Source organism: Psychromicrobium ferritrahens (assembly GCF_043789415.1).
GTDB lineage: Bacteria > Actinomycetota > Actinomycetes > Actinomycetales > Micrococcaceae > Renibacterium.
The window spans coordinates 1,049,862-1,075,105 of sequence record NZ_JBDLLW010000001.1 but is presented as its reverse complement, the minus strand read 5'-3'; the positions used below and the strand labels follow the sequence as shown (position 1 = coordinate 1,075,105).

The window sequence follows — 25,244 nt, the reverse complement described above, 5'->3', positions numbered from 1 at the left end:
GATTGAATAGCTGTAGTTCTTAAGCTCAGCAAAGGGCCCCTGGGGTTCATACCGTGAGGTATGAACCCCAGGGGCCCTTTCGTTTCTCACTTTGATTAATCGCGGCGCTGATATCGAAAAGTTACTTCATACGCCTATTCTAGGAATAGTTTTTCCGTATGATGTAGATAATTATTCGCCTGGGGAGGAAAGTATGAGCAATAACTCCGTGCCACCATATGGTGAGCAGCCAAAACCGCAGTACACGCCGACCTCAGCTGGCCCCTATGGGTCACCTAGTCAGCCGCAGTCTCCTCCTTCTCAGGATCAGGCTTCTCAGTATCAGCCCGGGCAAGCTCCTGTTCCTCCGCAGCAATGGCAGACGCCCTATGGCTCCCCTGACTCGCAGCAGCAGTACGCTCAGCAGCCAGCGAGCCCTTTTCAAGCTCCGCCGCGGAAGAATCGTCGGGGCTTGCTCATCGGCTTGCTCTCCGGAGGGCTGGCCTTGGTGCTGGTACTAGTGATTGGTGGGATCTGGTTCGCTAACGCTTCGAGTCAGAACGCCCCGGAGCAGCAGGTCAAGGCTTTTTTGCAGGCCTTGGTAGACGGTAAAGCCGAGCAGGCGATGAAATTGAGTCACACCGAGCTGAGTGAAGCTGATCGACTACTGGTCAACGACGAGGTGTACTCCGCCGCGCAGAGCAGGATCACCGATTATTCGATTGGCAAAGTGGTTGTGAAAGACGGCAAGGCCACTGTCTCCGCCGAGTATTCCCAGGCCGGTAAAACCACGCTTAAAGATTTCACGCTGAGCTCCGCGGGTAAGGATTTCCTGGTGGATAAATGGCAGTTGGATCCGATTGACCTGCCCAGCGTCAAGGTCAAGCTCGCTGGCCCGGTGAGCAGTGGTTTGAGCCTTGGCGGTGTCGGCCTGAGTCCGGAGCTGGTTGCCGGAACCGGGCCGAAGCCAGCCATTTTGAGTGCGATGACGGTGAAGGCTCTGCCCGGCGATTATCGCTTGGCCCCCAAGAATCAGGACCCCGCAGTCACTGTTGAAGAGCAGACGGTTAAAGTACGGGGATTCGATGAGGAGCCCGGAAGCTATACCTTGAAGAGTGTCTTGACCGCCGCCGGAAAAGCTGCAATCACCGCCGCTGTGAGCAAATACCTCGATGACTGCGCGGCGCAAAACGCCCTGGTCCCTAAAGGCTGTCCTTTTAGCGGGAAGCTGACGGGGCAACTGGTCGACTTCAAGGCCGACTCGGTGCGCTGGTCGCTCACCGCGAAGCCTACCTTGAAGATTGGTGAGTGGTCAGAACTCCTTGGCTGGACCGTGTTGAGCAACAAAGACGGAAACGTCAACGGAACGGTCCATGTTTCAAATGGCAGCGTCAGCGGTAACGCGAGTATCAAGGATCTGAAGTTCGGCGTGATAGGGACCGTGGCTGAGATCAAGGACGGTCAAGCGAAATTTAACCGGGTCTTCTTCTAGATCCCTGCCATGCCGAGGGGCCGGTCAAAGGCCGCCCCTCGGTATGAGCTAGTTCGGCATGAGCTGGTGAGAAATCAGGGCTTGCCGGTGCTCGGCGAAGAATTGCTGAGCAGGGCAGGAACCTCGGCCACGCTGTTCAGAATGTGATGCGGTTGGTATGGCCGAAAAGCCGCGGCATCGAGTTGGCCGCTCAGTACCGCGCAGGTGAGGGTTCCGGCATTCAACCCGGCTTGTACGTCCACAATGGTGTCGCCCGCGCTCAGCACTCTTCGGACGTCGACCACGCCGAGCTTTTCCATGGCGTGATGAATCATATAGGGGGCGGGTCGTCCGGATGGCACCTCAGAGGTGGTGACCATGGCGTCCACGGTGTGGTCGGCTCCCTCGCCGACGCTCCAGTTCAGGGATTCCAATAAAGGGCTGACGACGTCGTCATCGAAACCGGTGGTGAGGGCGACCTTCACCCCCTGGGTGCGCAGTTTCTGCAGAGTCTCTGGCACGCCGGGCAAGGGGATGGGCGGTTGATCTCGGTAGCTTTGCGCCAAGATCTGATGAAATCTGCTGAAGGCCGCCTGCACCTGTTCTCCGCTCGGTTCAATGCCCGCCGCCCGCATCAAGCCGTCGATAGCGGTCACCTTATCGGTGCCCATCCAGAGCTGCAGATTCTCCGGGCTGACTGGAACACCGGTCTCTTCGACGCACCTCGCCAGAGCTCGGTAGACCAGGCCGTGATCGTCGATCGTGGTACCGGCCATATCGAAGACCGCTAGGCAGAAAGGCTGCGAATGAGACATGATTCTCCGATGCTTGGATGGTGTCGATGGACTAGACGAGTGCCGCGCGTGAATCGAGACTCACTCGATTCAGAGCAGTGCGCTGGGGGAGCGTGTTGTCGATAGCGAAACTGGCGAGCTCTGGGCGGTAGCGGTCCTCGGCGTACTCCAAGGGACGCCCGGTGGAGGAGGAGGTGATGCGCCGCTCTCGGAGCAGCGGGGCTCCTGCCGGGACACCGAGATATTGGGCGTCCTTGGGGGCTGCGGCTACCGCGTCGATCACATGGTGGCCAGAGTAAAGGTCGACTCCGGCGTCTTGCAGGTAGTGGAAAATCGATCCGCCGTCGGTATCGAAGTCGAAGAGCAAGCGGCCCACTTCTGCAACGAAGTACGACAACTCCAGCATCGTCGGTTCGTCGTTCAGTAGCCGCAGCCTCGAGATCGAGACGACGGGCTCTCCTTCCGCTATTCCCAGCTTCGCTGCGACTTCGACGGGAGCGGGGCGTCGTGAGATCTCCAGGGTCTTTTGCCCGGGTGTCATATTCAGGCTTTGCGCCCACTCGGTGAACGACATGAAGGTGCTGAATGACTGCGAGGGAGTGCCTGACTGGACGATCGGCTGCCGGCCTCGCCCTCCGATGATTAGCCCTTCAGCCTTGAGCGCGGCGAGGGCCTGGCGTACCGGGCCACGCGAGATGCCGAACTCCTCGCAGAGAGCTGCTTCGCTGGGCAGCGCTGAACCTTCAGCCCAGTCGCCGCTGTGAATCCGAGACCTAAATTCCTCGCTGAGACGCTGATGAAGCGGAGTTGTCATTACTTAAGTGTAGAAGGCGTACAGCTTAGATCTCCTTTAATTTCGGTGATTCCTGCTGAATTTTGAGTTAACGAGACATGTTAAAGGTAAACAAAGATAAAACATGTATATACAAGTTGTGAGAAGGGGTCTTTTTTGCTTGTCAGCGCCCGTCCAGGCGGGGCAGAGTTCTACTCGTGAATCAAGAACAGCAGCAAGACCGAGTGGATCTGCTGATCGTCGGCGCCGGCATTATCGGGCTCAGTCATGCTTTCCACGCTCGGCGGCGCGGGCTCAAAGTCGTTGTCGTTGATCGGGACCACCGGGCAGTCGGTGCTTCGGTAAGGAACTTCGGGCACTGTTGCATCACCGCGCAAAGCGGAGAGTTGCTTGAGCTGGCTCAGACAGGTCGGTCATTCTGGTTGGAGGCGAGTGCACAGGCCGGATTCTTCTCCAGCACCGCCGGAGCGCTTGCGGTGGCACGCAGTGAGCTCGAATTCGAGATATTGCAGGAACTGTCAGCGAATCGGCCGTTCGGGCAGGTCCAATTGCTGGATCGGGCCGAAGTGGCTGCTCGGCTCTCCGGCTACGCGAGCCCCGACATCATCGGCGGAGCCCTGCTGCGTGACGATTTACGGGTCGACCCCAGGGAAGCGGTGGGCAAATTGGCGAACTGGCTGGCCGATCAGGGAGTGAGCTTTCACTGGGGAACCAGTTTTTTCTCGGCCGAGGACGGCATCGTTCACACCAGTCGAGGTTCCTTCGAGGCCACTCAGGTGCTGGTCTGCGTGGGGCACGATCTCGACCTGCTCTACCCCGAGACCGCCGAAACCAGCCAGATCAGCCGTTGCGGACTGCAAATGGCCAGGGTCGCTGCCCCCGAGGGACTGGCACTCGACTCCGCGGTCCTGAGTGGAACCTCCATGCTGCGTTATCCTGCGTTCTCTGAAACCAGTGCAGCGGCGGGCCTCCGCCAGGAAATCGCCGAGCACGACGCCGAAGCACTCGCCATTGACGCGAACATCATGTTCACCCAACGCCCCGACGGAACCATGATCGTGGGTGATAGTCACCGTCTGGCAGAGACCATGGATCCTTTCCTCACGGAATCTGTGTCGACCGCGCTGCTGCACCGAGTGGCCGGTCTGCTCGGCGTCCCGCAGCTCGACGTTCTCGAGCGCTGGCAGGGGATCTACGCCAGCAGCCCGCTGCGTCCCTATCTGATTTCTGCGGTCTCTCCCGGCGTCACCGCGGTGAGTGTGACCAGCGGGGTCGGTATGACGATTTCTTTCGGCCTGGCTCAAAGAGTCCTGGCTCAGCTCGATTTCCACTAGAACCTCTTCACCCTAGGAGCAGCTATGTCATTCCCCTCAAAGCCCGCCCGGGTACTCGGAGCCCTTGCTCTCATGACGGTAACCGCACTGACCTTGGCTGCTTGTGGAGGTACCGGTTCAGCCACTGATTCTTCGGCAAACGAAGTCACCCTGTACTCCGCCGACGGTCTCGCTGATTGGTACAAGAGCACTTTCGACGCCTTCACCAAGGAAACCGGTATCAAGGTCAACTACGTCGAGGCCGGATCCGGGGAGGTCGTCTCGCGGGTGGAGAAGGAGAAATCTAACCCGCAGGCTGATCTGCTGGTCACCCTGCCGCCTTTTATCCAGCAAGCCAAAAAACAGGGAACTCTGCAGCAGAATACCGCGGATACCGGCCAGATTCCGGCGGTGGACAAAGACCCGGAGGGGCAGTTCGTCTCGCTCGCGAACAATTACCTCGTGATGATCCGCAATAACGCACTTCCGGTAAAACCTGAGAGCTGGAAAGATCTGCTCGATCCGACATACAAGCAGAAGATTCAGTACTCCACTCCAGGGCAGGCCGGGGATGGAACCGCGATGTTGATCCTGCTGGAGAAGCTGATGGGGGATCAGGGCGCCTTGGACTACCTCAAGAACCTGCAGATCAATAATGTCGGACCCAGTTCTTCGACCGGCAAGCTCGGACCCCTGGTGGCCAAGGGTCAGCTTTCGGTTGCCAACAGCGATCTGCAGATGGCGATGCAGTCGATTCAAGCCGATCAATCCGCGTATCAAGTCTTCTTCCCTCAGGACGAGAAGGGGGAGCGGGTGACACTGCCGGTTCCCTATGTGATGGGGCTGGTCAAAGGTGCGCCGCACAGTGCGAACGGCAATAAGCTGATGAGCTACCTGCTCAGCGCTCAGGTGCAGGAGACCCTTTCAGCCACCGCTTTCGGGCTGCCAAGCAATAGCTCGGTCAAGCCGGGCGATGCGAACTACCAATCACTGCAGGGCGTGCTCAAAGGTGTGAAGATCTATCAGCCTGACTGGAACTCGGTGCTCGAGGCGATGGACACGAAGATCAAGGCCTACAACGACGCGACCGGTCAATGAGCGCCGATTTGCCGCCGGCCGCCGTCGAACTCAGAGCGGTCACGGTGAGGTACCGAGACACGGTGGCTCTTTCCGAACTCAGCCTCAGTGTGCAGCTCGGCCGTACCGTGGCGCTTTTGGGGCCTTCCGGTTCAGGAAAATCCACCGCGTTGAAAGTGATTGCGGGCTTTGAACGTCCGGCGGCTGGCAGGGTCTTCCTGGCTGGCAGGGACGTCACCGCACTGTCTCCTGCTCAGCGCGGAATCGGGGTTGTAGTGCAGTCCTATGCGCTTTTCCCGCACCTGAGCATCCAACAGAATGTCGCCTTCGGGCTGAAGGGCAGAGGGCTGAGTAAAAAACAGCTCATTGAGCGAGTCAGCGAATCCCTCCGAGTGGTCCATATGGAGCAGTACGCCCGGCGTTACCCCGCGGAGCTCTCCGGTGGTCAGCAACAGCGCATTGCGATTGCCAGGGCGCTGGCCATCAAACCGCCCGTTTTGCTCCTCGATGAGCCGCTTTCGGCCCTGGATGCTCAGTTGCGCCAGGAGATGCTGGCGGAATTGCAGCAACTTCGCCGGGAACTGCCGGAGACGGCGATGATCTATGTGACGCACGATCAGCAGGAAGCACTAGCACTGGCCGATGAGATCGCGGTGATGCGGGACGCCCGATTGGTCGATATGGATACCACTAAGAAACTCTATGATCAGCCGCCCAGCGGATATACCGCCTCGTTCCTGGGAGGCGCGAATCTGCTCTCGGCCGTCGTGGATTCTTTCAAAGCGAGCGACGACGGCGTCTCCACGGTGCGGATAGGCGAGCAGCAGTTCCGGTTTCGGGCGCCATTCCAAGCCTCCTCGGGAGACCAGGTCTTGGTGGCCATCAGGCCCTACGCCTTCAGTCTGGCCGCTCCTGAGGAGAGGGAGAACGTCTTCGAAGCCAAGCTGCAATCCTTGCAGTGGAGAGGTGCCAACTTCCGTGCGATAGCCCGATTGCTCAGCACTGATGAGCAGATCAGCCTTGACTTGCCAGCGCTCGCCGAGCTTCCCGAGATCGATTCTACGGTGAGGTTACGGGTGCGCTCGGAGGACGCTGTGCTGGTGCCCGCCGAGGCTGGGGGCGCGCGATGACCAACGCTCTTCACACTGCTCACACCGCTCCGCCCAGCGAGGGAGCCGGTGCCGGTTCCTCAACCGCTCTCGGCCGAGAGCGTCGCTATGGTTGGCTTTGGGCACTCGTTCCGCTGATGTTCTTGCTGAGCTTCTTCCTCTACCCGCTGAGCCAGATCGCGGCGCAGTCCTTCTCCGACGGCCAGGGGCAATACATCGGCTTGGCGAACTGGGCCGAAGTACTCAGCTCAGCGGCCAGCTGGAACGCCTTGCTCACCACCTTGGAAGTCGCAGCGCTTTCCACCCTCGGGTGCCTGGTGATCGGCACCTTCCTCGCCATGGTGCTGTGCTTCCTGCCTTTCCCCGGTAGCCGGGCCGTGACCAGGCTGATTGAACTCGTGGTCTGCTTCCCTTCTTTCTTGATTCCCCTGGCGTTCGGTATTTTGTACGGTGGTAGTGGCGTGATTAATAGCCTGCTCTCCGGAATCAGCGGTACTCAGGCACCCGCGGTGAACTTCGTCAGCGAATTACCGGGTGTGGTACTGGCCGAAATAGCCTTTTACACGCCCTTCGTGGTGCGCCCCTTACTCGCTGCTTTTTCGCAGTTCCCCGGTGAGCAGCTGGACGTCGCGGCAAGCCTCGGATGCGGCCCCTTCAAGATCTTCGGCAGGGTGATTCTGCCCGAGGTCTTGCCGACGCTGCTTGCCGCAGGAGGGCTGACTTTCCTGCTCACCATGAATGAGTTCGGCATTGTGCTCTTCACCGGGGCCAAGTCAGTGGTCACCTTACCGATGCTGATCTACACCAAGAGCATCGTCACCTTCGATTTCTCCTCGGCTGCGGTGATCGCTTGCCTTCAAGTGGTGATTTCACTGAGCATCTACGCTGCCTATCGCTGGGCTTTCAAAGGCCTCACGTCTTCACTGAGGAGGAGTTGACGAATGCTTAGGTTCTCCACTCCGGTTAAGGTAGTGCTCTGGCTGATCGCCGCACTGCTCGTCATCTTCTTGGTGATAGCGCCGCTCCTGGTCACCGTGCTGGCTAGTTTTGCCGATAGCTGGAACAGCGTCCTGCCCACCGGCTTCACCCTGGATCATCTGCGTGATTCACTGGCCTCGGAGAATCTGAGCAGCATCTCGGTCAGCCTGCAGACAGCAGTGCTGGCCAGCTTGCTCGCTGTCTGCTTGGGGAGCTGGGCAGCGATAGCGGCTTATTCTGCACCGCCGATGGTGGCCAGGGCGCTCAACATCGCCTTCCACCTGCCGGTAGCCGTGCCATCGGTGGTGATTGGCCTGGCTTTGTTGATCGCTTTCAGCCACGGCACGGTCCTGCTCAATGGCACGGTGATCATCGTGGTGCTCGCGCAGACCCTGCTGGTGCTCTCCTTCGCCTTCAGCTCGGTTTCCTCCGCGCTCGCCGGCCTCAATCCGATGCTGGATTCGGTGGCTTCCAGCCTGGGAGCGAGTGGCGCGCGGATCCTCTTCCGCATCAAATTGCCGCTGCTCACTCCTGCTATTGCCGCCGCTGCCGGGCTCGCGCTAGCACTCTGCCTCGGTGAGCTGGGGGCCACCATTATGGTTTATCCGCCGAGCTGGCGGACCCTGCCGGTGAGTATCTTCGGCTATGCCGATCGGGGCAATATCTTCATGGCGGCCGCCAACACGCTACTGCTGGTGCTCACCGCCTTTGTGGTGCTCACCGCCCTCGGCCGGGTAAGAGGTCGGACGGCGGTGCGCTGAGTAGCGCTCCGCCGTCCTGAGCCCGCTCGCCCGGAATCCGGGGTTTCTGCTTGGATTCGTTGGTGATTGGCGAATCCGGGACTTAGCAGTGAACTCGCGGAGGGGCTTAGGCTGCGCCCCAGATCGCGGTGGCCCACTCCGGATGGTCGATGAATGGATTGCGGTTCTTCTGCCATTTGGTGAAGATCACGTCGTTGCGTTTTTTCTCGAAGGCATCCGGTGGGTCCTGCGCGCTCCACTTGAGCAGGACCGAGAGCTTCCCCATATAAGGACTGGTGCCATTATTCGTGCTCTCGTTGAGTTCCAGATTGGCGAAGTCATCTCCGCCTTCGTAGCGAATCGCCATATACATCAGCATCCGGGCGATATCGCCCTTGACGGCGTTACGCGGCTCCCAGGAATCGGCGTCGGTGAAGTTTCCCGGCGCTTCGGCCACCGGCTGGCCGCCGTTGTCGAAATCCTTATTGCCGCGGGCTGAGTTCACCGTGACGTCGGTAGGGCGCAAGTGGTGGACGTCGGTGCCCGGTCCGGTGGTGGTGCCGAAGTCACCGTGCGATTTGGCAAAGACGTGCTCCCGGTTCCAGTCGTCTACGCCGCCACCGTGCTGGCTCTTCGGCAGCGACTTGCCGGTGTACAGATCGATCACGTTATTGCTGTTCGCCGGGTCCTGATCGGTGTCTTGCAGGGCGTTCCAGACGGTGTCGTAGTTGATCTTTGTCATCGTGCTGATGATGCTGTGCAGTGAAGTGCGCAGCGCGGCCCCGGTTTTGCCCACCGCGTTTTTGTAATAGGTCGTATCGTAGTCCGAGCTGGTGGGCGGGGTGACCGGAGGATCTGTCGGGTCGGTGGGGTCGCTAGGCGAGCCGCCTTTGCTGAAGGCCGTGCTATTGGTCAGACCGGGGTGTGAAAAGTACGCGCTAGTAGTACCGGTGATGGTGAGCTGGCTGCCCTTGAGCCACGGATTGCTCTTCAGTCCGAAGCCCGCACGGAAGCTGCTGGGGATCTGTACGTAAAGCATTTTGCTGGTGCTGCTCTCCGCAGCGGAGTCGGCCAAGGCCAGCGCATAGTCGTTCGGATAGCTTGAGGTCACCACGGTATTGCTCGCTGTGGGTTGCCCGACGACGTAGCCAGTGACGGTCTGGCTGCTGCCGTTCTGCTGAGAGATGGCTGCCGAAACGGTGAGCGCCTGGACGGCCTGGGCTGGGAGCCCGGTGCCCAGTTGCAGAGCGGCAAGAGCGGTTAGAATGAGAAGGGTTAGTGGGCTTCGCAGCCTGGAGGTTTTCAAGCGGACCTTGGACATCAGAACTCCTACTCAGGGGACTGGGTGCGCTCTGGACGTTACCCAGCGAGGGCGGGAAAACCCTGTATCCAGCCTGGATGTTAGTTGTGTATTGGCTATGACCGCTCAGTCTCTGCTATGCTGGGTGCAATTGTTTGTGGCAGTGGATTAGCGCCTTCTTGAGTTTTTGAATGGTCGCAGTTCCGGGTTGCAGGGTCCTTGTGCAACGAATGCCACATTTTTGCATGCCTGGACGGAATTTTTGAAACTCGCGTTTCGTTGTCGCCTATGGCTACGCGTAAAAAGCAGAGAAAATCGCCGAACTCAAGAAGTACTGGAGAATAAGTGCCTACGATCAACCAGCTGGTCCGGAAGGGCCGCTCGCCCAAGGTCTCTAAGACCAAGGCTCCCGCGCTGAAGAACAACCCGATGCGCCGCGGTGTCTGCACTCGTGTGTACACCACCACCCCGAAGAAGCCGAACTCGGCTCTGCGTAAAGTCGCCCGTGTGCGTTTGACCGGTGGCATCGAAGTAACCGCCTACATCCCCGGTGTAGGCCACAACTTGCAGGAACACTCCATTGTGCTGGTGCGCGGCGGTCGTGTGAAGGATCTGCCAGGTGTGCGTTACAAGATTGTCCGTGGCGCTCTCGACACCCAAGGTGTGAAGAACCGCAAGCAGGCCCGTAGCAAGTACGGCGCGAAGATGGAGAAGAAGTAATATGCCTCGCAAGGGTCCGGCCCCGAAGCGGCCGCTCGTCATTGATCCGGTTTACGGATCCCCGCTGGTCACCCAGCTGATCAACAAGATCTTGGTGGATGGCAAGAAGTCCACCGCTGAGCGCATTGTCTATGGAGCACTTCAGGGTGCCCAGGAGAAGACCGGTGGCGATCCCGTTGCCGCTCTGAAAAAGGCAATGGACAACATCAAGCCCAGCCTCGAGGTCAAGTCCCGCCGCGTCGGCGGCGCCACCTACCAGGTTCCGGTCGAGGTCAAGCCGGGCCGCGCAACCGCACTCGCACTGCGCTGGTTGGTCGGTTACTCCAAGGCTCGCCGGGAGAAGACCATGACCGAGCGCTTGCGCAATGAAATCCTGGATGCTTCTAACGGCTTGGGTGCTGCTGTGAAGCGTCGCGAAGATACCCACAAGATGGCAGAAGCCAACCGGGCCTTCGCTCACTACCGCTGGTAGTCCCCTTCCCGCAGCCCTAAAACGCTTCGCGTTTTAGGGAACCCTGCGGGCGGGGGAGCCCAGCCGGTTTCAGTCCTCAGTGGACTGAAATCTAGAGTTCCATTCTTTCTGCAATAATGACGACGGCGGATCGCGCCGTATCGGTGATCGAACCGCCGTCGTCAGCTTGCTTAGCACCACTACTTATTTACCTTGAATTAGGGAGACACTGTGGCACAGGACGTGCTGACCGACCTCACCAAGGTCCGCAATATCGGCATCATGGCGCACATCGATGCCGGTAAGACCACTACTACCGAGCGCATCCTGTTCTATACGGGTGTGAACCATAAGATCGGCGAAACCCACGACGGTGCTTCGACGACTGACTGGATGGAGCAGGAAAAGGAACGCGGCATCACCATTACGAGTGCTGCTGTGACCTGCTTCTGGAACAAGAACCAGATCAACATCATTGACACTCCCGGACACGTTGACTTCACCGTCGAGGTGGAGCGTTCGCTGCGCGTGCTCGACGGCGCCGTCGCTGTTTTCGACGGCAAGGAAGGCGTGGAGCCGCAGTCTGAGACTGTTTGGCGTCAGGCTGACAAGTACAACGTGCCGCGTATCTGCTTCGTCAACAAGATGGACAAGCTGGGTGCTGACTTCTACTTCACGGTAGACACCATCATCAGCCGCTTGGGTGCCAAGCCGCTCGTCATGCAGTTGCCGATCGGTGCTGAGAACGACTTCGTCGGCGTTGTCGACTTGCTTGAGATGCGCGCACTGGTCTGGCCCGGCGACGCCAAGGGCGATGTGACCATGGGTGCTGCCTACGAAGTCCAGGAGATTCCCGCGGATCTGCAGGCTAAGGCCGAGGAATACCGCGCGCAGCTCGTGGAGACCGTGGCTGAATCCAGCGAAGAGCTGATGGAGAAGTACCTCGAGGGCGAAGAGATCTCGATCGACGAGCTCAAGGCCGGCATCCGTAAGATGACGATCAACTCTGAGCTCTACCCGGTGTTCTGCGGTTCAGCGTTCAAGAACCGTGGTGTGCAGCCCATGCTCGACGCCGTGATCGACTTCCTGCCGTCTCCGCTGGACGTTCCTCCGATGATCGGTCACGATCCTAAGGACTCCGAGGTTGAACTGACCCGTAAGCCGAGCACCGAAGAGCCCTTCTCGGCTCTCGCGTTCAAGGTGGCGACTCACCCGTTCTTCGGTCAGCTGATCTTCATCCGGGTGTACTCCGGTGAAATCACTTCCGGTACCCAGGTGCTCAACTCGACCAAGGGTAAGAAAGAGCGTGTTGGCAAGCTCTTCCAGATGCACGCCAATAAGGAAATGCCGGTTGAAGATGCACATGCCGGCCATATCTACGCGGCTATCGGTCTGAAGGACACCACCACCGGTGACACCCTTTCCGATCTGGGAGCGCCGATCGTTCTTGAATCGATGACCTTCCCGGAGCCCGTGATCTCGGTGGCTATTGAGCCGAAGACCAAGGGCGACCAGGAGAAGCTCTCCACCGCCATTCAGAAGCTCTCTGCCGAGGATCCGACCTTCCGGGTCAACCTCGACGAGGACACCGGTCAGACCATCATCGCCGGCATGGGCGAGCTCCACCTGGACATCCTGGTGGACCGTATGCGCCGCGAATTCCGGGTGGAAGCCAATGTGGGTAAGCCACAGGTCGCCTACCGTGAGACGATTCGTCGCAAGGTGGAGAAGCACGACTACACCCACAAGAAGCAGACCGGTGGATCTGGCCAGTTCGCTAAGATCCAGATCGCGATTGAACCGCTGGATACCGCCGAAGGCGCGCTCTACGAGTTCGATAATAAAGTCACTGGTGGTCGTGTTCCTCGTGAATACATCCCCAGCGTTGATGCGGGTATTCAGGATGCGCTCACCGATGGTGTGCTCGCCGGTTACCCGGTCGTCGGCATCAAGGCCACGCTGCTTGACGGCGCGTACCACGACGTCGACTCCTCCGAAATGGCCTTCAAGATCGCCGGTCGTATGGCGTTCAAGGAAGCCGCTCGGAAGGCTGATCCGGTGCTGCTCGAACCCATGATGGAAGTTGAAGTCCGTACGCCCGAGGATTACATGGGCGATGTTATCGGTGACCTCAACTCTCGTCGTGGCCAGATGCAGTCGATGGAAGATGCCACTGGCGTCAAGGTCATTCGTGCCTTGGTTCCGTTGTCCGGCATGTTCGGTTACATCGGTGATCTGCGGTCGAAGACCCAGGGTCGTGCGGTGTACTCGATGCAGTTCGACAGCTACGCCGAGGTCCCGAAGGCTGTTGCCGACGAGATCATCCAGAAGGCTCGTGGCGAGTAAGCTAGAGGCTTACTCACCCTGCGCTAACCCGTAATTTCAACAAATCATTGACCACCAGTAGACTTGATTAGGTTTCAGTGACGAAAAGCGTCCTGATAGCAAGTTTTCTGAATAAACGTTCTAGGAGGAACCTGTGGCGAAGGCAAAGTTCGAGCGGACTAAGCCGCACGTTAACATCGGCACCATCGGTCACGTTGACCATGGCAAGACCACGTTGACGGCTGCCATTTCCAAGGTGCTTGCAGACAAGTACCCGGATCTCAACGAGCAGCGGGACTTCGGTTCCATTGACGCGGCGCCGGAAGAGCGCCAGCGCGGTATCACCATCAACATCGCGCACATCGAGTACCAGACCGAAAAGCGTCACTACGCACACGTCGATGCTCCCGGTCACGCTGACTACATCAAGAACATGATCACCGGTGCTGCTCAGATGGACGGTGCGATCCTCGTGGTTGCCGCCACTGACGGCCCGATGGCTCAGACCCGTGAGCACGTTCTGCTCGCCCGCCAGGTTGGTGTTCCCTACCTGCTGGTCGCGCTGAACAAGTCGGACATGGTTGACGACGAAGAACTGCTCGACTTGGTCGAGATGGAAGTTCGTGAGCTCTTGAGCTCGCAGGACTTCGATGGCGATAACGCTCCGGTTGTTCGCGTTTCCGGCCTGAAGGCCCTGGAAGGCGATCCGCAGTGGGTCAAGTCCGTTGAGGAATTGATGGAAGCTGTCGACGAGAGCGTTCCGGACCCGATCCGGGACAAGGACAAGCCGTTCTTGATGCCGATCGAAGACGTGTTCACCATCACCGGTCGTGGCACCGTGGTGACCGGTCGCGCCGAGCGTGGCACCCTTGCTATCAACTCCGAGGTTGAGATCGTCGGCATCCGCCCGGTCCAGAAGACCACGGTGACCGGTATCGAGATGTTCCACAAGCAGCTCGACGAAGCCTGGGCAGGCGAGAACTGTGGTCTGCTGCTGCGCGGTATCAAGCGTGAAGACGTCGAGCGTGGCCAGGTTGTCGTGAAGCCGGGTTCCATCACCCCGCACACCGACTTCGAGGCCAACGTCTACATCCTGTCCAAGGATGAAGGCGGACGTCACAACCCGTTCTACTCGAACTACCGTCCGCAGTTCTACTTCCGCACCACCGACGTGACCGGCGTCATCACCCTCCCCGAGGGCACTGAAATGGTCATGCCTGGCGATAACACTGAGATGACCGTTGAGCTCATCCAGCCGATCGCTATGGAAGAGGGCCTCGGCTTCGCTATCCGCGAAGGCGGCCGTACCGTTGGTTCGGGCCGTGTCACCAAGATCATCAAGTAATTGCTGATCTAAGTTCTTCTGAGAAAGCCCCGTCCGGTTCTCCGGGCGGGGCTTTCTTGTGCTCGATCGGTCTTCTTCTATAACAATTCGCTCTCGAGCGAAGTGGAGTCTAGGTAGATTAGAAATAGTTTTATACACTAAATGTATAAAACTATTGAAGAATTAGCCGAGGGCTGCCTTCAGTGGTGGGTTTCGCGGTTCAGGACGCCGCACGCTGAACGGAGGAACTGAGATGGCACATCAGGGGCCAAACCCGGTCGGGTATCAAGACGCCTATCAACGCGGCTACCTGGAGGGGCACCGAGCCGGTTGGGATCAGGCGATGCGGACAGCCGGTCTTCCTCCGAGCAGCAGTTCTTCTGCTCAACAGATGCCGGTTCAGCGGCAAACTCAGGTTCAATATCCTCAGGCACCCCAACCCCCGGTGCAACAACCTGCCACTCAGCAGTATCCGTCGTTGCAGCAGCCGCCATTCCCGCAGGCGGTAAACCAGCAAACTCCGGCCCAACAGCCGCTAGCTCAGTACCTCCCCGCCCGGACGCTGGGCGCCCAGCAGCCTTTCTACTCTGCAGCGCCCGTGGGCCAACCCCTGGCTCAGCCAAGGATTCCCGCCGCGTCAGGGCAGCACTTGGCTCCGCAGTTCGCTATGCCGCAGCCGCTGGATCAGGAACAACTCGCCCGCCTCGCTGCGGAGCGTAAGGCAAAGCGAGAACGAGTCAATATCAACGTGACGCTCTATGCGGCCAGCCTGCTGATCCTGGGATCGGCAGCCCTCGGCTTGAGCTTGGATATTCCGCCGGTGTTCAGGCTCGTCGGTCTCTGGGTGGTTACTGCACTGTTCTATCTGGCAGGGCTCGTCTTGCATACGAAAACCCCGAGGCTGCGGCCCGCCGCCCTGGCCTTCACCGGAACCGGACTGGCTCTGGTGCCGGTGGCCGGCGTCGCTAGTTACCTCCTGGCGATTCCGAACGCGGCTCTGTGCTGGCTGCTCACCTCGTTGACCGGCACGATTGCTTATCTTTTTGCGGCGCTTCGACTCAATAGCAAGGTCGTGGCCTGGCTGTCACTGAGTTTTCTGATTTCCAGTAGCTGGGCGGGATTGGCGCTCGTCGGCAGTGCTCTGATCTGGTACTTCGTGGCCATGATGTTGTTAGCTGCCTTGCTGACCGCGCTCCGCAAGCTGAGGCCGAACTGGGTTCTGCCGCTTTACCTCCGTCCTTTGCATCAACTGGAAAGCTTTCTAGTGCCGGGCATCATGGTGGTGTCGGTGCTGTTCCTGGCGGGGCTCAATGCAACGGAACACACTTTGGTACTGGCCTGCGCTTCGCTCTACTATCTCGTTCTGTTGCTGGTCTCCGGCACTGAGCGGCGCTGGTCGAGCTATCTAGGCTTGCGCGCCGCCCTCACTCTGACCGCTGCTTACGGTGCATGGTGGCTCAGTGGCCATCTAGAACAGTTCCTTGCCGCCTTGGTGCTGCTCACCTCGATTCAGCTGGTTCTGGATAGCTTCGCCGCGGAGCGGGTGCGAGCTTGGCTGGGCGGTTCAATAGGCCGAACAGTTGGCGGACTCGATCGACTCGACGCCGTTTTCTACGCCACCTTCGGGCTCGGTCAGCTGGCTGCCTTGCTCTGGTCAGGTAGCCTGATGATCACTGAGCGCGGTGCTGATCGGTTGCTTCCAAGCCTGCTGGCCTTGCTCACCAGTTGCATTTTTGCCCTGGGCAGGCGTCGGGCAGATTTCTGGTTGCCGTTGGTGCCCGTTGTCTTGGCCTTATTGCTCTTCCCTTGGCTGGGGGCGTGGCGGGCCGAGGTGCTCCTGACGGTCAGCCTGGCTTATACGGTTTATCGGTGGCTTGGCGGGTATCGGCGGAATCGCGAACAGGATCAAGCCACTTACTTACTGTCTTCACGGATTCTGCTGATTGTGATGGTACCGGTGGGTGCGATGGCGCTCCTCGAGCTTCCAGCGCTGCAAGGCGTCAAGGATGCATGGCTGCTCATTCCACTGCTCTTGACCTTCATGCTGTGCCTGCAGCTGCTCTTGGAAGGCCTACTCATCTTCATCGGCAGGCCCGGTCGGGGTGCCGAGCCATTGACCTGGTGCTGGGCTGCTTTAGCTTTTCTGACGACCTTTGGCTTGAGCTTGAGAGACAACTCCTCGCCAACCGACTTCTCCCTCTCAGCAGTGTGGCTCTCCAGTGCGATGCTCGGGATCGCCGCGGTGGTGAGCGCGCTGCTCAGCCGGAGGCGCTGGCAGCATTCTCGCAGCCTAGAATTCTTGGCACCGGCTGTCTTGGCAGCGCTGGCTCTGCTGCGTTGCAGTCATGGGATCGAACTCGCGGCATTCAGTGCGGTTCTGGGCGGGTACGCGCTTCTACTGCGGATCGGCGATCAACGTCAGCGCTTCCGCGCTGGTTACCTCCTGCTGAGCAGAGTTGCACTCAGCATTGCGGTGCTCGCAGCAGGTTGGGATTTGAGTCGAAACCGTGAGTTCCTCTGGCTGCTGCTCACCGCGGTCTTGCTCGGCCAATTGTTGCTGAGCTGGTTGTTCCGCAGCGAACCCTGGCAGCAGGCCACTGCCTCGCTCATTCTCGCACTGATGCTGCTCAACCCGCTGTGCTATGCCGCGGGAACGCTACTAGCGGGCGAGAGCATTGAGCGCTGGGTCTTGCTGATCGCCATCTTCGGCCTTGCGGCTGGGGCAGCAGTGGCTCAATGGCCGCTCAAGCTCGACGGTGCCGTCTATCTAGTAGCGGTGGCGGTGGCTGGACTGGTGTTCTTCGCCGGAGCGGGCCTCTCATTGCGGGGTGGCAGTTTCCTTGCCGAACCGATTCTCAGCAAGGATGCTCAGGGTCTGAGCTACGCTTTGCTCGCTCTACTCGCGATTCTCCTGAGCTGGGGATTGCGGGTTTCGCTTTCTGGTGCGCTCCGCTGGGCTTGGCCGGCTTCGGCCGGGTTGTTCCTCAGCATAGGTTTCGCGCTTTCCGGAAATTATCAATCCAGCTGGGTGCTGACCGGATTGGTGGCTGTGGCTACGGTTTCCTGTTTCACCTTCTCTGCTGTGCAGAACCAGGCTTGGGCATTTGCCGGTGGGGCGGTCACCGTCGTCCTACTGAGCGTCCGGCTCGCCACGGAACTTAACCAGGTGTTCGAACTGGCCGTCGCCTGGCGGGCTTTGATCGCTCTCTGGCTGAGTCTGCTGGTGCTTTACGGACTCCGTTTGATAGTGCGGGGGAGACTCGATCCGGTGCGACGCTGGTCTGTGCTCAGCGTGCTCGGCATCTTCGCCCTGATCGCCCTGAGCGTTGCCTTCAGTTTTGATGGCACCGCCTTGGCCGCCGCGCTGAGCTTGCTGTGCTGTCTCGGTTTGGGTTGCAGAGAAACTGCTCCGAAGTGGCGGCCGGTGGCCATCCAGATTTCGGTGCCAATCGCCTCACTCGGTTTATTGCGGGGGATCTTCGCCAGTGTCGAGGTTCCAGGACCATTCTGGATTCTGCTCTGGTGGGCTGTCACTGCGGCGCTGGTCGCCGGATATCATCAGCTGGCCAAGACCTGGAATCAGGGCCAGTGGTGGTTCGGGACAGCCGCCGGCTTCCTGAGCCTCGCCGCCCTGAGCACTACTGCGAGTGGTGACGTCGGGCAGCAGATCGCTGCTCTGATCGGCTTCGCTGTGCTGCTGGCCGCAGGCTTGGTACTCAGCCAGCGGCTGGGTACCATCTGGGGTGCAGTGGGCATTCTGGCTGCCACCCTGTGGTGGTTGCGCGGCCTGACTTTCCTCTTGCTTGCGACGATCGCCGTCGTCCTGATAGCGCTAGTGATCTGGCGGCTGCTGCGCAGTGCACCCCGAGCAGGGGATAGGCTGGAGGCTGAGCAGACTGAAAACAGCACAAACTGAGGTGGGAGCGGGCAATGGGTTGGTGGATCTTCTTGATCGTCGTCGTCGTGGTGGTGGTAGCCGTGGGGTTCACCTTGCGCAAGACCTTCAGCCGTGAGATCGATAGGTTCAAGCGGATTCGTCGCTCCAATCGCGGCGAGTAGCAAGGCTATCTGCTCGCGGCAATCAGTCGGCGGTACCAGTCGTAGGATTTCTTAGGCGTACGAGTTAGGGTCTCGAAGTCCACATAGACCAGGCCGAACCGTTGCGAATACCCTGCCGCCCATTCGAAATTATCCAGCAGGCTCCAGCAGTAGTAACCGCGGAGATCCATCGCTGAGGCCGGTCCTCCGGGAGCGGTGGCTTCGAAGGCCGCAGCCAGATGTCCCGCGAGATAGTCGATCCGCGCCTGATCAGCTACTTCACCGTCCGCTAACTGATCGAAGCAACTGGTGCCGTTCTCAGTGATGTAAACCGGCGGCAGCGCCTGACCATAGCGCTCGACCTGCTCGGTCAGAGCGACGCCGAAGTACTCAGGCACCACCGGCCAATCGAAGGCGGTCACCGGGTGATCCGGCCAGGATTCAAGGCGGAACGGCAATCCCGACATCGCGGCAGCTTCCTCGCTATTGCCGGTGGCAATACCACCTCCGGCGGCGATCTTCGCCGGTGCATAGTAGTTCAGACCATAGAAATCCAGCGGCTGATGGATGATCGCCAGATCTTCGGCGGACTGCTCCGAGAGCGCAGCAAAGATCTCCGCCAGGGGCCCCGAAACTTCAGGATAGTGACCCAGCAGTACCGGATCCGCGTAGATCCGGTTCTGTAGCAGATCGAAAAGCTGTGCGAAGAGCGCATCCTCCGCGGAATCGCTGGCCGGGACTACCGGCATATGCACATTAGTCACCCCGATCCCGCCTTTGACGCCGGCTGCTCGGAGTGCTTGAGCGGCCAGGCCATGGGCCAGCAACTGGTGGTGAGCACTCGGCAGGCCGTCGAAGAGCAGGGCTTTACCCGGCGCGTGAACACCCAGACCATAGCCGAGCAGCGTCACCGTGGCGGGCTCATTGAGCGTGATCCACTGATCCACGCGGTCTCCCAGCGCGCTACCCAGCACCGAGGCGTATTCCGCCAAGCGTTCCGCGGTGTTCCGGTTCAGCCAGCCGCCGGCCTGCTCAAGTGGCAGTGGAGTATCCCAGTGATAGAGCGTTGCGGTCGGGGAGATCCCGGCTTCCAGTAGCTGATCGACCAGCCGATCATAGAAGGCGAGACCCGCAGCGTTGACCCGATGGCCTCCGTCAGGGATCACTCGCGGCCAGGAGATCGAGAAACGGTAGGCATCCACGCCGAGTCGCTTCATCAGCGTTAGATCCTCGGCGACTCGATGGTAATGGTCGTCTGCTGTATCGGCGGTGTCTCCGTTCAGGATTCTGCCGGGCTGCCGGGTAAAGTCATCCCAGCCACTGAGGCCTCGGCCATCTTCTCTGACTGCGCCTTCGATCTGGAAGGCGGCGGTGGCCACCCCGAATCGGAACCCCTTCGGCACTCGCAGGGCTAGTTCTTCGGCTTCCATCAACGGACCTCCTTGACTTTCAGAACGGTAAGCGCGCCCGCGAGGGCGAAGAGCGAGGAGAGGATGAACAGGCCGGTGAAGCCGCCGACGGCACTGATCACCCAGGCACCGAGCAACGGGGCAGCCGCCTGGGGCACGGTGAGCGCGATGTTCATAATGCCCAGATCCTTACCCCGGGAGGCCGGATCCGGCAGCACCTGAGTGGCCAGAGCCTGATCGACCGAGAGAAAGCAGCCATAACCCGCTCCGAGTAGGGCAGCAGCAAAGAGTGCTGAGCTGAAATCCGGGTTCAGAATGAGCAATACGGCCGCGAGTGATTGCAGCAGCGAGGAGATGATGACAAAGATCTTCCGACGGCCGAGCCGGTCGGAAAGACCGCCGAGCAAGAGCGAAGCCACAATCACCAACACCATGTAGACGGCAGTGAGCAGGATCAAATCATCCTCGGCGTGCTGACGATGCAGCCCGAACTGCAGGAAGTAGAGCAATAGTGAGGTGCCCAAAGCATTGCCCAGGTTGGTGAGCACTCTGCTCAGGAGTGTCCAGCCGAAATCAGGGAACTGCCGGGGACTGATCCAGAAACCCTCGATCAGAGTGCGGAGATTCAACTTCGGAAGGCTGCCCCGAGGAAGCGGGGCATCTGGAATCAACAGCAGGAAAGGTAGCGCGCAGAGCACGAGTAGCGCTCCGAGCAGGGCATAGCCCAGCAGCGCTCCGGTTTCCAACACCGTGACCAGCACCAGCCCAATGATGATTCCAAGTGCTTGGGGAGCTGACATCCACCCCGAGACCAGACCGCGTTGCCCCACCGGCACCTGATCTGAGATGGTGGCGGTCAGGGCCGCGGTGAGCAAGCAGAATCCGATCATCGCCAGGCACCAGAACACTCCGATGCCCCAGAGCGATTCTTGGCAGCCGAGACCGAGCAGCGAAAGCGCGAAAACCAGGCTACCGGCCAGGATCCAGGGACGACGTCGGCCCCAGCGACCAGTGGTGCGGTCCGAGAGTGCACCGGTGAGCGGGTAAGCGATCAGTGCGCATACCGCAGCAAGACCGGAGATCATTCCGAAGCCCTGCACATTGGCCAGCCAGTCGCTCGTGTTGAGCCGGGCTTCGACCTGCGCGGGAAGCAATAACTGCACCGGGGTCAGTTGCGCCATCCAGATGCCGAACCAGGCCAATGCAAAGGAGCCCACCCAGCGTGTTCTCACACGCAGAGTGGGCTCCTTCAAGGCAGCCGGACTTGAATCCGGGGCTGACGCTGTTGTCATGGGCAACAGCTTCTCATGTCGATGATGGTTGTGGGAGTAGATCCGAGGATAAATCTATTGAGCTCTCGGATCGGTCTGCCAATACCCTAAATGCAGTAATTGGCTGAGACGCTGCTTGAACCGCCGGCTCCATTGAAAGAGATCAACGGTGGTCCGCTAGTGGGGCCTGTGGTTACTCCCCAGGTGGGCGTCATCAGAATGACAGTGCCCGCAGGAATGGTGGTGACAGCGTTGAAGACGAAGCTACTGCCCGACCCTGGCGCGCCAGCCAAATAGGGCGAATTCGAAGTACCAGATAGGTAGAGGAAAGTTTGGTATTGGCTGATCGTGAGGTTGAAGGTCGTTCCCTGGGGAATCGCCTGATTTGCGGCCACGATGAACTTCAGCCTCCCCAATTCGCAGCTTGGCACGATATTAGCGGTAGCCACCTGGGCCACGGATTGCGAAGGGATCGTTAGTGCATTGGCTGGGCTTGCGGATCCTAAGGACAGTGCGCTTAAGCCAAGGACCGAGATCAAGGCTAGTTTTGAACGGTATTTCATGAGGTCTCCTGAGGGATGTCTTGATTGTCAATGCTGACGTAGATTTGCCGCTCTTATTAGTTGCCGAAGATAGTTGCCTGAGTCCAACTAATTCTTGACGCACTGGACAGAAGAGAGAGCTTCCCATCTGTCGGAGATACCGGTGGGACCGAGAAAGTGTGCTTTTCTCCATATTTCTATGCATTGGCCGGAATAGCCGTTACGGATGGCCTCTGACACAGCGTACTGTTGCGCAAGATGCAAGGTGAAGTCCTTGCCGAGGCTCGTTGCCTGGCCGGTGAAGATCCCCGGGCCGGTGGGCGGGGTGGGGCTGGGTGGGGGAACCTGGCTCCAGGGCGGTGCGCTTCCATTCGATATGGCCGCTTGTGCTGGCAGGGCCGAAGCGCTGAGGCCCAGTGCTATCAAGGGGATCGCGATGAAAGATTTCCAACGTTTTGTCATGAGAATGCTCCTTTTCGACGGATCGATCGATTCTTGATGTTTTTCAAAGCATCTTCCTGGTCTAGCCTTGGTCCCTAGCTCATGCTGTGCAGGTCAGCTCTACATCGGCCTCGTAGAAGTTGCCTCCTGTATTGACCACCTTCTTCTTCGTGACGGCGCAGTCGGTGTATCCGGCGCGATGCGCGGCATCCAGGGCGTCGTTCTGAGCGGCCTGAGCCGCTAAACCTGGATTATGGCTTGCTCCGTAGCCGGAGAACACCTGAGTGCTTGCTGCCTGAGCTGGAAGTGCGCTGAGCAATAAACCTGCGGCTATCACTGGGATGGTCAACACTGCTTTCCGTAAAGCTCTTGCCATGGTGGCCCCTTTCCTAGATGCGGTGGATAAAACGACTCTAAAGGGCGGGAAAATAATTTGCAATATATTATTTCAAAAAGGTTTGACGAATTTAGCGCTCCCCGTGATCCCGTTGCCCGAGCGCTGCGAATGAGTTACTTTTGAAGCGGTCGACCCAACTTAGAGTGGCTGTGCGTCGGAGTCTTACCTCTGCGCGAGTCTCGATTCTGGCGAAAGTCGGAGCCCGGGGCCCGTCTCACATCAGAGCCAGTTGGCATTTTCCCCGGAAATCCGGCATACTAGACAAGTTGTTCAAGCGCTTCTTCGCGTCCCCGTCCGGATAATGCCGGGTGTGAGGGTCCAAGCTGAAGCCCAAACATAACCCACCAACTTTTGTTGCTCGGCTGAGTATGCGTGAAAAACGCGACACGCCCGAGCGCGGGGGTCGGTGATCCGAGGTATTGAGGAACCCGGTATTGCTCCGGATTCAGTACCTGCGGAACGCGCTGCAGATATGCAGCACAGGCAAGTCAACAGAGCAGCAAGAGCTTCAAGTTCTATACAGAGAAGAGAGCCCAAGCCATGGCGGGACAAAAAATCCGCATCCGGCTGAAGTCGTATGACCACGAGGTCATTGACGTTTCAGCCCGGAAGATCGTCGAGACGGTCACACGCGCTGGCGCAACGGTAGTCGGCCCCGTGCCGCTGCCGACGGAGAAGAACGTCTATTGCGTTATCCGTTCGCCGCACAAGTACAAGGACAGCCGCGAGCACTTTGAAATGCGCACGCACAAGCGTCTGATCGACATCATTGACCCCACGCCGAAGGCCGTAGATTCGCTCATGCGTCTCGATCTGCCCGCTGACGTGAACATCGAAATCAAACTTTAAGGGAGGTGCTGAGAAAACTATGACCGTGATCCGTAATGTAAAAGGAATCCTGGGCACGAAGCTCGGCATGACCCAGGTCTGGGACGAGAACAACAAGCTTGTTCCGGTTACTGTCGTCCAGGCCGACTCCAATGTCGTCACCCAGCTGCGTGACGCCGCCAAGGACGGTTACACCGCTGTGCAGATCGGCTACGGCCAGATCGACCCGCGCAAGGTGACCAAGCCACTTGCCGGCCACTTCGAGGCCGCCGGGGTTACCCCGCGCCGCCACGTCGTCGAGCTGCGCACCGCTGATGCTGACTCCTACTCGCTGGGCCAAGAGCTCTCCGTGGAGATCTTCGAAGCCGGCCAGAAGGTCGACGTCGTGGGAACCTCCAAGGGTAAGGGCTTCGCCGGTGTGATGAAGCGTCACGGCTTCCACGGCGTCGGCGCATCCCACGGTGCCCATAAGAACCACCGCAAGCCCGGCTCGATCGGTGGCGCGTCCACTCCGAGCCGTGTCTTCAAGGGTGTTCGGATGGCAGGCCGGATGGGCGCTGAGCGTCACACCACCATGAACCTGACTGTCCACGCTATCGACGCTGAGAAGTCGCTGCTGCTCATCAAGGGCGCCGTTCCCGGTGCTCGCGGCCAGGTCGTCTTAGTCCGCAGCGCGGTTAAATCCAGCGTGAAGGGAGCCTAAGACCATGGCTACGAAAACTGTAAAGGTCACCCTGCCCGCCGAGATCTTCGACGTACAGACCAATGTGCCGCTGCTGCACCAGGTCGTCGTCGCTCAGCTCGCCGCGGCTCGCCAGGGTACCCATAAGACCAAGACCCGCGCAGAGGTCTCCGGCGCAGGCCGCAAGCCGTTCAAGCAGAAGGGCACCGGCCGGGCTCGTCAGGGCTCCATTCGTGCTCCTCACATGACCGGTGGCGGCATCGTGCACGGACCGACTCCGCGTGACTACAGCCAGCGCACCCCCAAGAAGATGAAGGCTGCCGCTCTGCGCGGTGCCCTCTCTGACCGGGCACGCAATGGCCGGATTCACGTCGTCGCTGAACTGGTGGCCGGTACCAAGCCGTCCGTCAAGGAAGCACTGGCGACTCTGCGCAGCGTCTCCGATCGGAAGAACCTGCTGGTCGTCATCGAGCGCGCCAACGACGTTGCTGCGTTGTCGGTTCGCAATCTGGCTGAAGTCCACGTGCTGTACGCGGATCAGCTGAACACCTACGACGTCTTGGTTTCCGATGACGTCGTGTTCACCAAGGCTGCCTACGAGGCATTCGTTTCCGGCAAGGCCGCTAATGATGCTTTCGGTGCTGGTGCTCCGGTGGAAGAGGTCGAGGAACTCTCCGAGACCGTCGAAACCACCGAGGCTCCTGAAGCCAAGTACGCGGGCTCTCATGCTCCTCTCGCCGATGCCAAGAAGGCCCCCAAGGGCTTTGACATCAAGGGCAACGAGGACTCCATGAAGTACCACGTCCCCGGTTCACGCTGGTACGACAACACCGTGGCTGAGATCTGGTTCGCTTCGGTTGAAGACGCCGAAGCTGCTGGCTTTGTGCCTGCCGGTGGCAAATCGGCTCAGGCTGAAGGCCAAGACGCTGAAGAGGAGGACGCCAAGTGACGAACTCGGCTATCCACACCAAAGATCCCCGCGACGTAGTGCTTGCACCTGTCGTTTCGGAGAAGAGCTACGGCTTGATCGACGAAGGTAAATACACCTTCTTGGTCGACCCGCGCTCAAACAAGACCGAGATCAAGTTCGCCGTGGAGAAGATCTTCTCCGTCAAGGTGGACTCGATCAACACCATCAACCGTGCCGGTAAGCGCAAGCGAACCAAATTCGGATGGGGGCAGCGCAAGAACACCAAGCGCGCAATTGTCACCCTGAAGGAAGGCACAATTGACATCTTCGGCGGTCCGCTCGCGTAGCGGAG

General features: G+C 59.5%; 23 protein-coding genes. 16 read left to right on the top strand and 7 right to left on the bottom strand.

Going from position 1 to position 25,244, the window contains the following annotated elements; all coding sequences use genetic code 11:
- Positions 1-193 precede the first annotated feature (193 nt).
- The gene (locus ABDK06_RS05000; RefSeq protein ID WP_394939528.1) at positions 194-1,471 is read left to right on the top strand and encodes a hypothetical protein; all 1,278 of its coding nucleotides are present in this window, start codon (positions 194-196) and stop codon (positions 1,469-1,471) included.
- Positions 1,472-1,545: 74 nt separating this feature from the next.
- On the opposite strand, the gene ABDK06_RS04995 is transcribed toward ABDK06_RS05000, so the two are convergent.
- Positions 1,546-2,265 (bottom strand): phosphonatase-like hydrolase, encoded by a 720-nt coding sequence (locus ABDK06_RS04995; protein WP_394939526.1) that lies wholly within the window; start codon positions 2,263-2,265, stop codon positions 1,546-1,548.
- A 31-nt stretch (positions 2,266-2,296) separates the two neighbouring features.
- Positions 2,297-3,058, bottom strand: a complete 762-nt coding sequence (locus tag ABDK06_RS04990; RefSeq protein WP_394939524.1) for a GntR family transcriptional regulator — start codon at positions 3,056-3,058, stop codon at positions 2,297-2,299.
- A gap of 176 nt (positions 3,059-3,234) precedes the next feature.
- Between ABDK06_RS04990 and ABDK06_RS04985 the strand changes: the two genes are divergently transcribed.
- From ABDK06_RS04985 to ABDK06_RS04965, 5 genes are read left to right on the top strand one after another with little or no spacing between them, the layout of a single operon-like run.
- Entirely contained in the window at positions 3,235-4,371 is a 1,137-nt protein-coding gene (locus ABDK06_RS04985; RefSeq protein WP_394939522.1) for a TIGR03364 family FAD-dependent oxidoreductase, read from the top strand.
- Positions 4,372-4,395: 24 nt separating this feature from the next.
- On the top strand, positions 4,396-5,448 hold the full coding sequence (locus ABDK06_RS04980; protein WP_394939520.1) for a 2-aminoethylphosphonate ABC transporter substrate-binding protein: 1,053 nt from the start codon (positions 4,396-4,398) through the stop codon (positions 5,446-5,448).
- A complete protein-coding gene (locus ABDK06_RS04975) occupies positions 5,445-6,557 on the top strand; it encodes an ABC transporter ATP-binding protein (RefSeq protein ID WP_394939518.1) in 1,113 nt (370 codons plus the stop codon). The genes ABDK06_RS04980 and ABDK06_RS04975 overlap by 4 nt, the downstream gene beginning before the upstream one ends.
- A complete protein-coding gene (locus tag ABDK06_RS04970; protein ID WP_394939516.1) occupies positions 6,554-7,474 on the top strand; it encodes a 2-aminoethylphosphonate ABC transporter permease subunit in 921 nt (306 codons plus the stop codon). Before ABDK06_RS04975 ends, ABDK06_RS04970 begins: the two co-directional genes overlap by 4 nt.
- A gap of 3 nt (positions 7,475-7,477) precedes the next feature.
- Positions 7,478-8,275 (top strand): ABC transporter permease, encoded by a 798-nt coding sequence (locus ABDK06_RS04965; protein ID WP_394939514.1) that lies wholly within the window; start codon positions 7,478-7,480, stop codon positions 8,273-8,275.
- A 106-nt stretch (positions 8,276-8,381) separates the two neighbouring features.
- Here the strand turns inward: ABDK06_RS04965 and ABDK06_RS04960 are convergent, their stop codons facing one another.
- Positions 8,382-9,575: an endonuclease gene (locus tag ABDK06_RS04960; RefSeq protein WP_394939512.1), complete on the bottom strand. Its 1,194-nt coding sequence runs from the start codon at positions 9,573-9,575 to the stop codon at positions 8,382-8,384.
- A gap of 324 nt (positions 9,576-9,899) precedes the next feature.
- Between ABDK06_RS04960 and rpsL the strand changes: the two genes are divergently transcribed.
- The 6 genes from rpsL to ABDK06_RS04930 all read left to right on the top strand — a co-directional run bounded on the left by rpsL (position 9,900) and on the right by ABDK06_RS04930 (position 18,433).
- Entirely contained in the window at positions 9,900-10,274 is a 375-nt protein-coding gene (gene rpsL / locus ABDK06_RS04955; RefSeq protein WP_045075289.1) for a 30S ribosomal protein S12, read from the top strand.
- Position 10,275: 1 nt separating this feature from the next.
- Positions 10,276-10,746, top strand: a complete 471-nt coding sequence (gene rpsG, locus ABDK06_RS04950; protein ID WP_045075287.1) for a 30S ribosomal protein S7 — start codon at positions 10,276-10,278, stop codon at positions 10,744-10,746.
- Positions 10,747-10,956: 210 nt separating this feature from the next.
- Positions 10,957-13,071: an elongation factor G gene (gene fusA / locus ABDK06_RS04945; protein WP_394939508.1), complete on the top strand. Its 2,115-nt coding sequence runs from the start codon at positions 10,957-10,959 to the stop codon at positions 13,069-13,071.
- A 133-nt stretch (positions 13,072-13,204) separates the two neighbouring features.
- Positions 13,205-14,395, top strand: coding sequence for an elongation factor Tu (gene tuf, locus ABDK06_RS04940; protein ID WP_394939506.1), 1,191 nt, complete (start codon positions 13,205-13,207; stop codon positions 14,393-14,395).
- Between the two features lie 232 nt (positions 14,396-14,627).
- Complete coding sequence (locus ABDK06_RS04935) at positions 14,628-18,290, top strand: hypothetical protein (protein WP_394939504.1); 3,663 nt, start codon at positions 14,628-14,630, stop codon at positions 18,288-18,290.
- A gap of 14 nt (positions 18,291-18,304) precedes the next feature.
- Positions 18,305-18,433: a hypothetical protein gene (locus ABDK06_RS04930; protein WP_394939502.1), complete on the top strand. Its 129-nt coding sequence runs from the start codon at positions 18,305-18,307 to the stop codon at positions 18,431-18,433.
- A gap of 5 nt (positions 18,434-18,438) precedes the next feature.
- Here ABDK06_RS04930 and ABDK06_RS04925 read toward each other — a convergent pair whose 3' ends face one another.
- The 4 genes from ABDK06_RS04925 to ABDK06_RS04910 form a co-directional block, all read right to left on the bottom strand.
- Positions 18,439-19,842, bottom strand: a complete 1,404-nt coding sequence (locus ABDK06_RS04925; protein WP_394939500.1) for a GH1 family beta-glucosidase — start codon at positions 19,840-19,842, stop codon at positions 18,439-18,441.
- Positions 19,842-21,053, bottom strand: coding sequence for an MFS transporter (locus tag ABDK06_RS04920; RefSeq protein WP_394939498.1), 1,212 nt, complete (start codon positions 21,051-21,053; stop codon positions 19,842-19,844). The genes ABDK06_RS04925 and ABDK06_RS04920 overlap by 1 nt, the downstream gene beginning before the upstream one ends.
- A gap of 146 nt (positions 21,054-21,199) precedes the next feature.
- Entirely contained in the window at positions 21,200-21,655 is a 456-nt protein-coding gene (locus tag ABDK06_RS04915) for a hypothetical protein (protein WP_394939496.1), read from the bottom strand.
- A 520-nt stretch (positions 21,656-22,175) separates the two neighbouring features.
- Positions 22,176-22,451 carry a hypothetical protein gene (locus tag ABDK06_RS04910; protein ID WP_394939494.1) on the bottom strand — a complete coding sequence of 92 codons (276 nt, stop codon included), beginning with the start codon at positions 22,449-22,451 and terminating at the stop codon, positions 22,176-22,178.
- A gap of 561 nt (positions 22,452-23,012) precedes the next feature.
- Here ABDK06_RS04910 and rpsJ point away from each other — a divergent pair.
- Genes rpsJ through rplW form a run of 4 tightly spaced genes read left to right on the top strand, consistent with a single transcriptional unit; the run spans position 23,013 to position 25,239 of the window.
- Positions 23,013-23,321, top strand: coding sequence for a 30S ribosomal protein S10 (gene rpsJ, locus ABDK06_RS04905; protein WP_003803825.1), 309 nt, complete (start codon positions 23,013-23,015; stop codon positions 23,319-23,321).
- A gap of 19 nt (positions 23,322-23,340) precedes the next feature.
- Entirely contained in the window at positions 23,341-24,003 is a 663-nt protein-coding gene (gene rplC, locus ABDK06_RS04900; protein WP_394939487.1) for a 50S ribosomal protein L3, read from the top strand.
- Positions 24,004-24,007: 4 nt separating this feature from the next.
- On the top strand, positions 24,008-24,931 hold the full coding sequence (rplD, locus tag ABDK06_RS04895; protein ID WP_463401501.1) for a 50S ribosomal protein L4, sunset domain variant: 924 nt from the start codon (positions 24,008-24,010) through the stop codon (positions 24,929-24,931).
- Between the two features lie 11 nt (positions 24,932-24,942).
- Complete coding sequence (gene rplW, locus ABDK06_RS04890) at positions 24,943-25,239, top strand: 50S ribosomal protein L23 (RefSeq protein ID WP_179389180.1); 297 nt, start codon at positions 24,943-24,945, stop codon at positions 25,237-25,239.
- Positions 25,240-25,244: the final 5 nt, after the last annotated feature.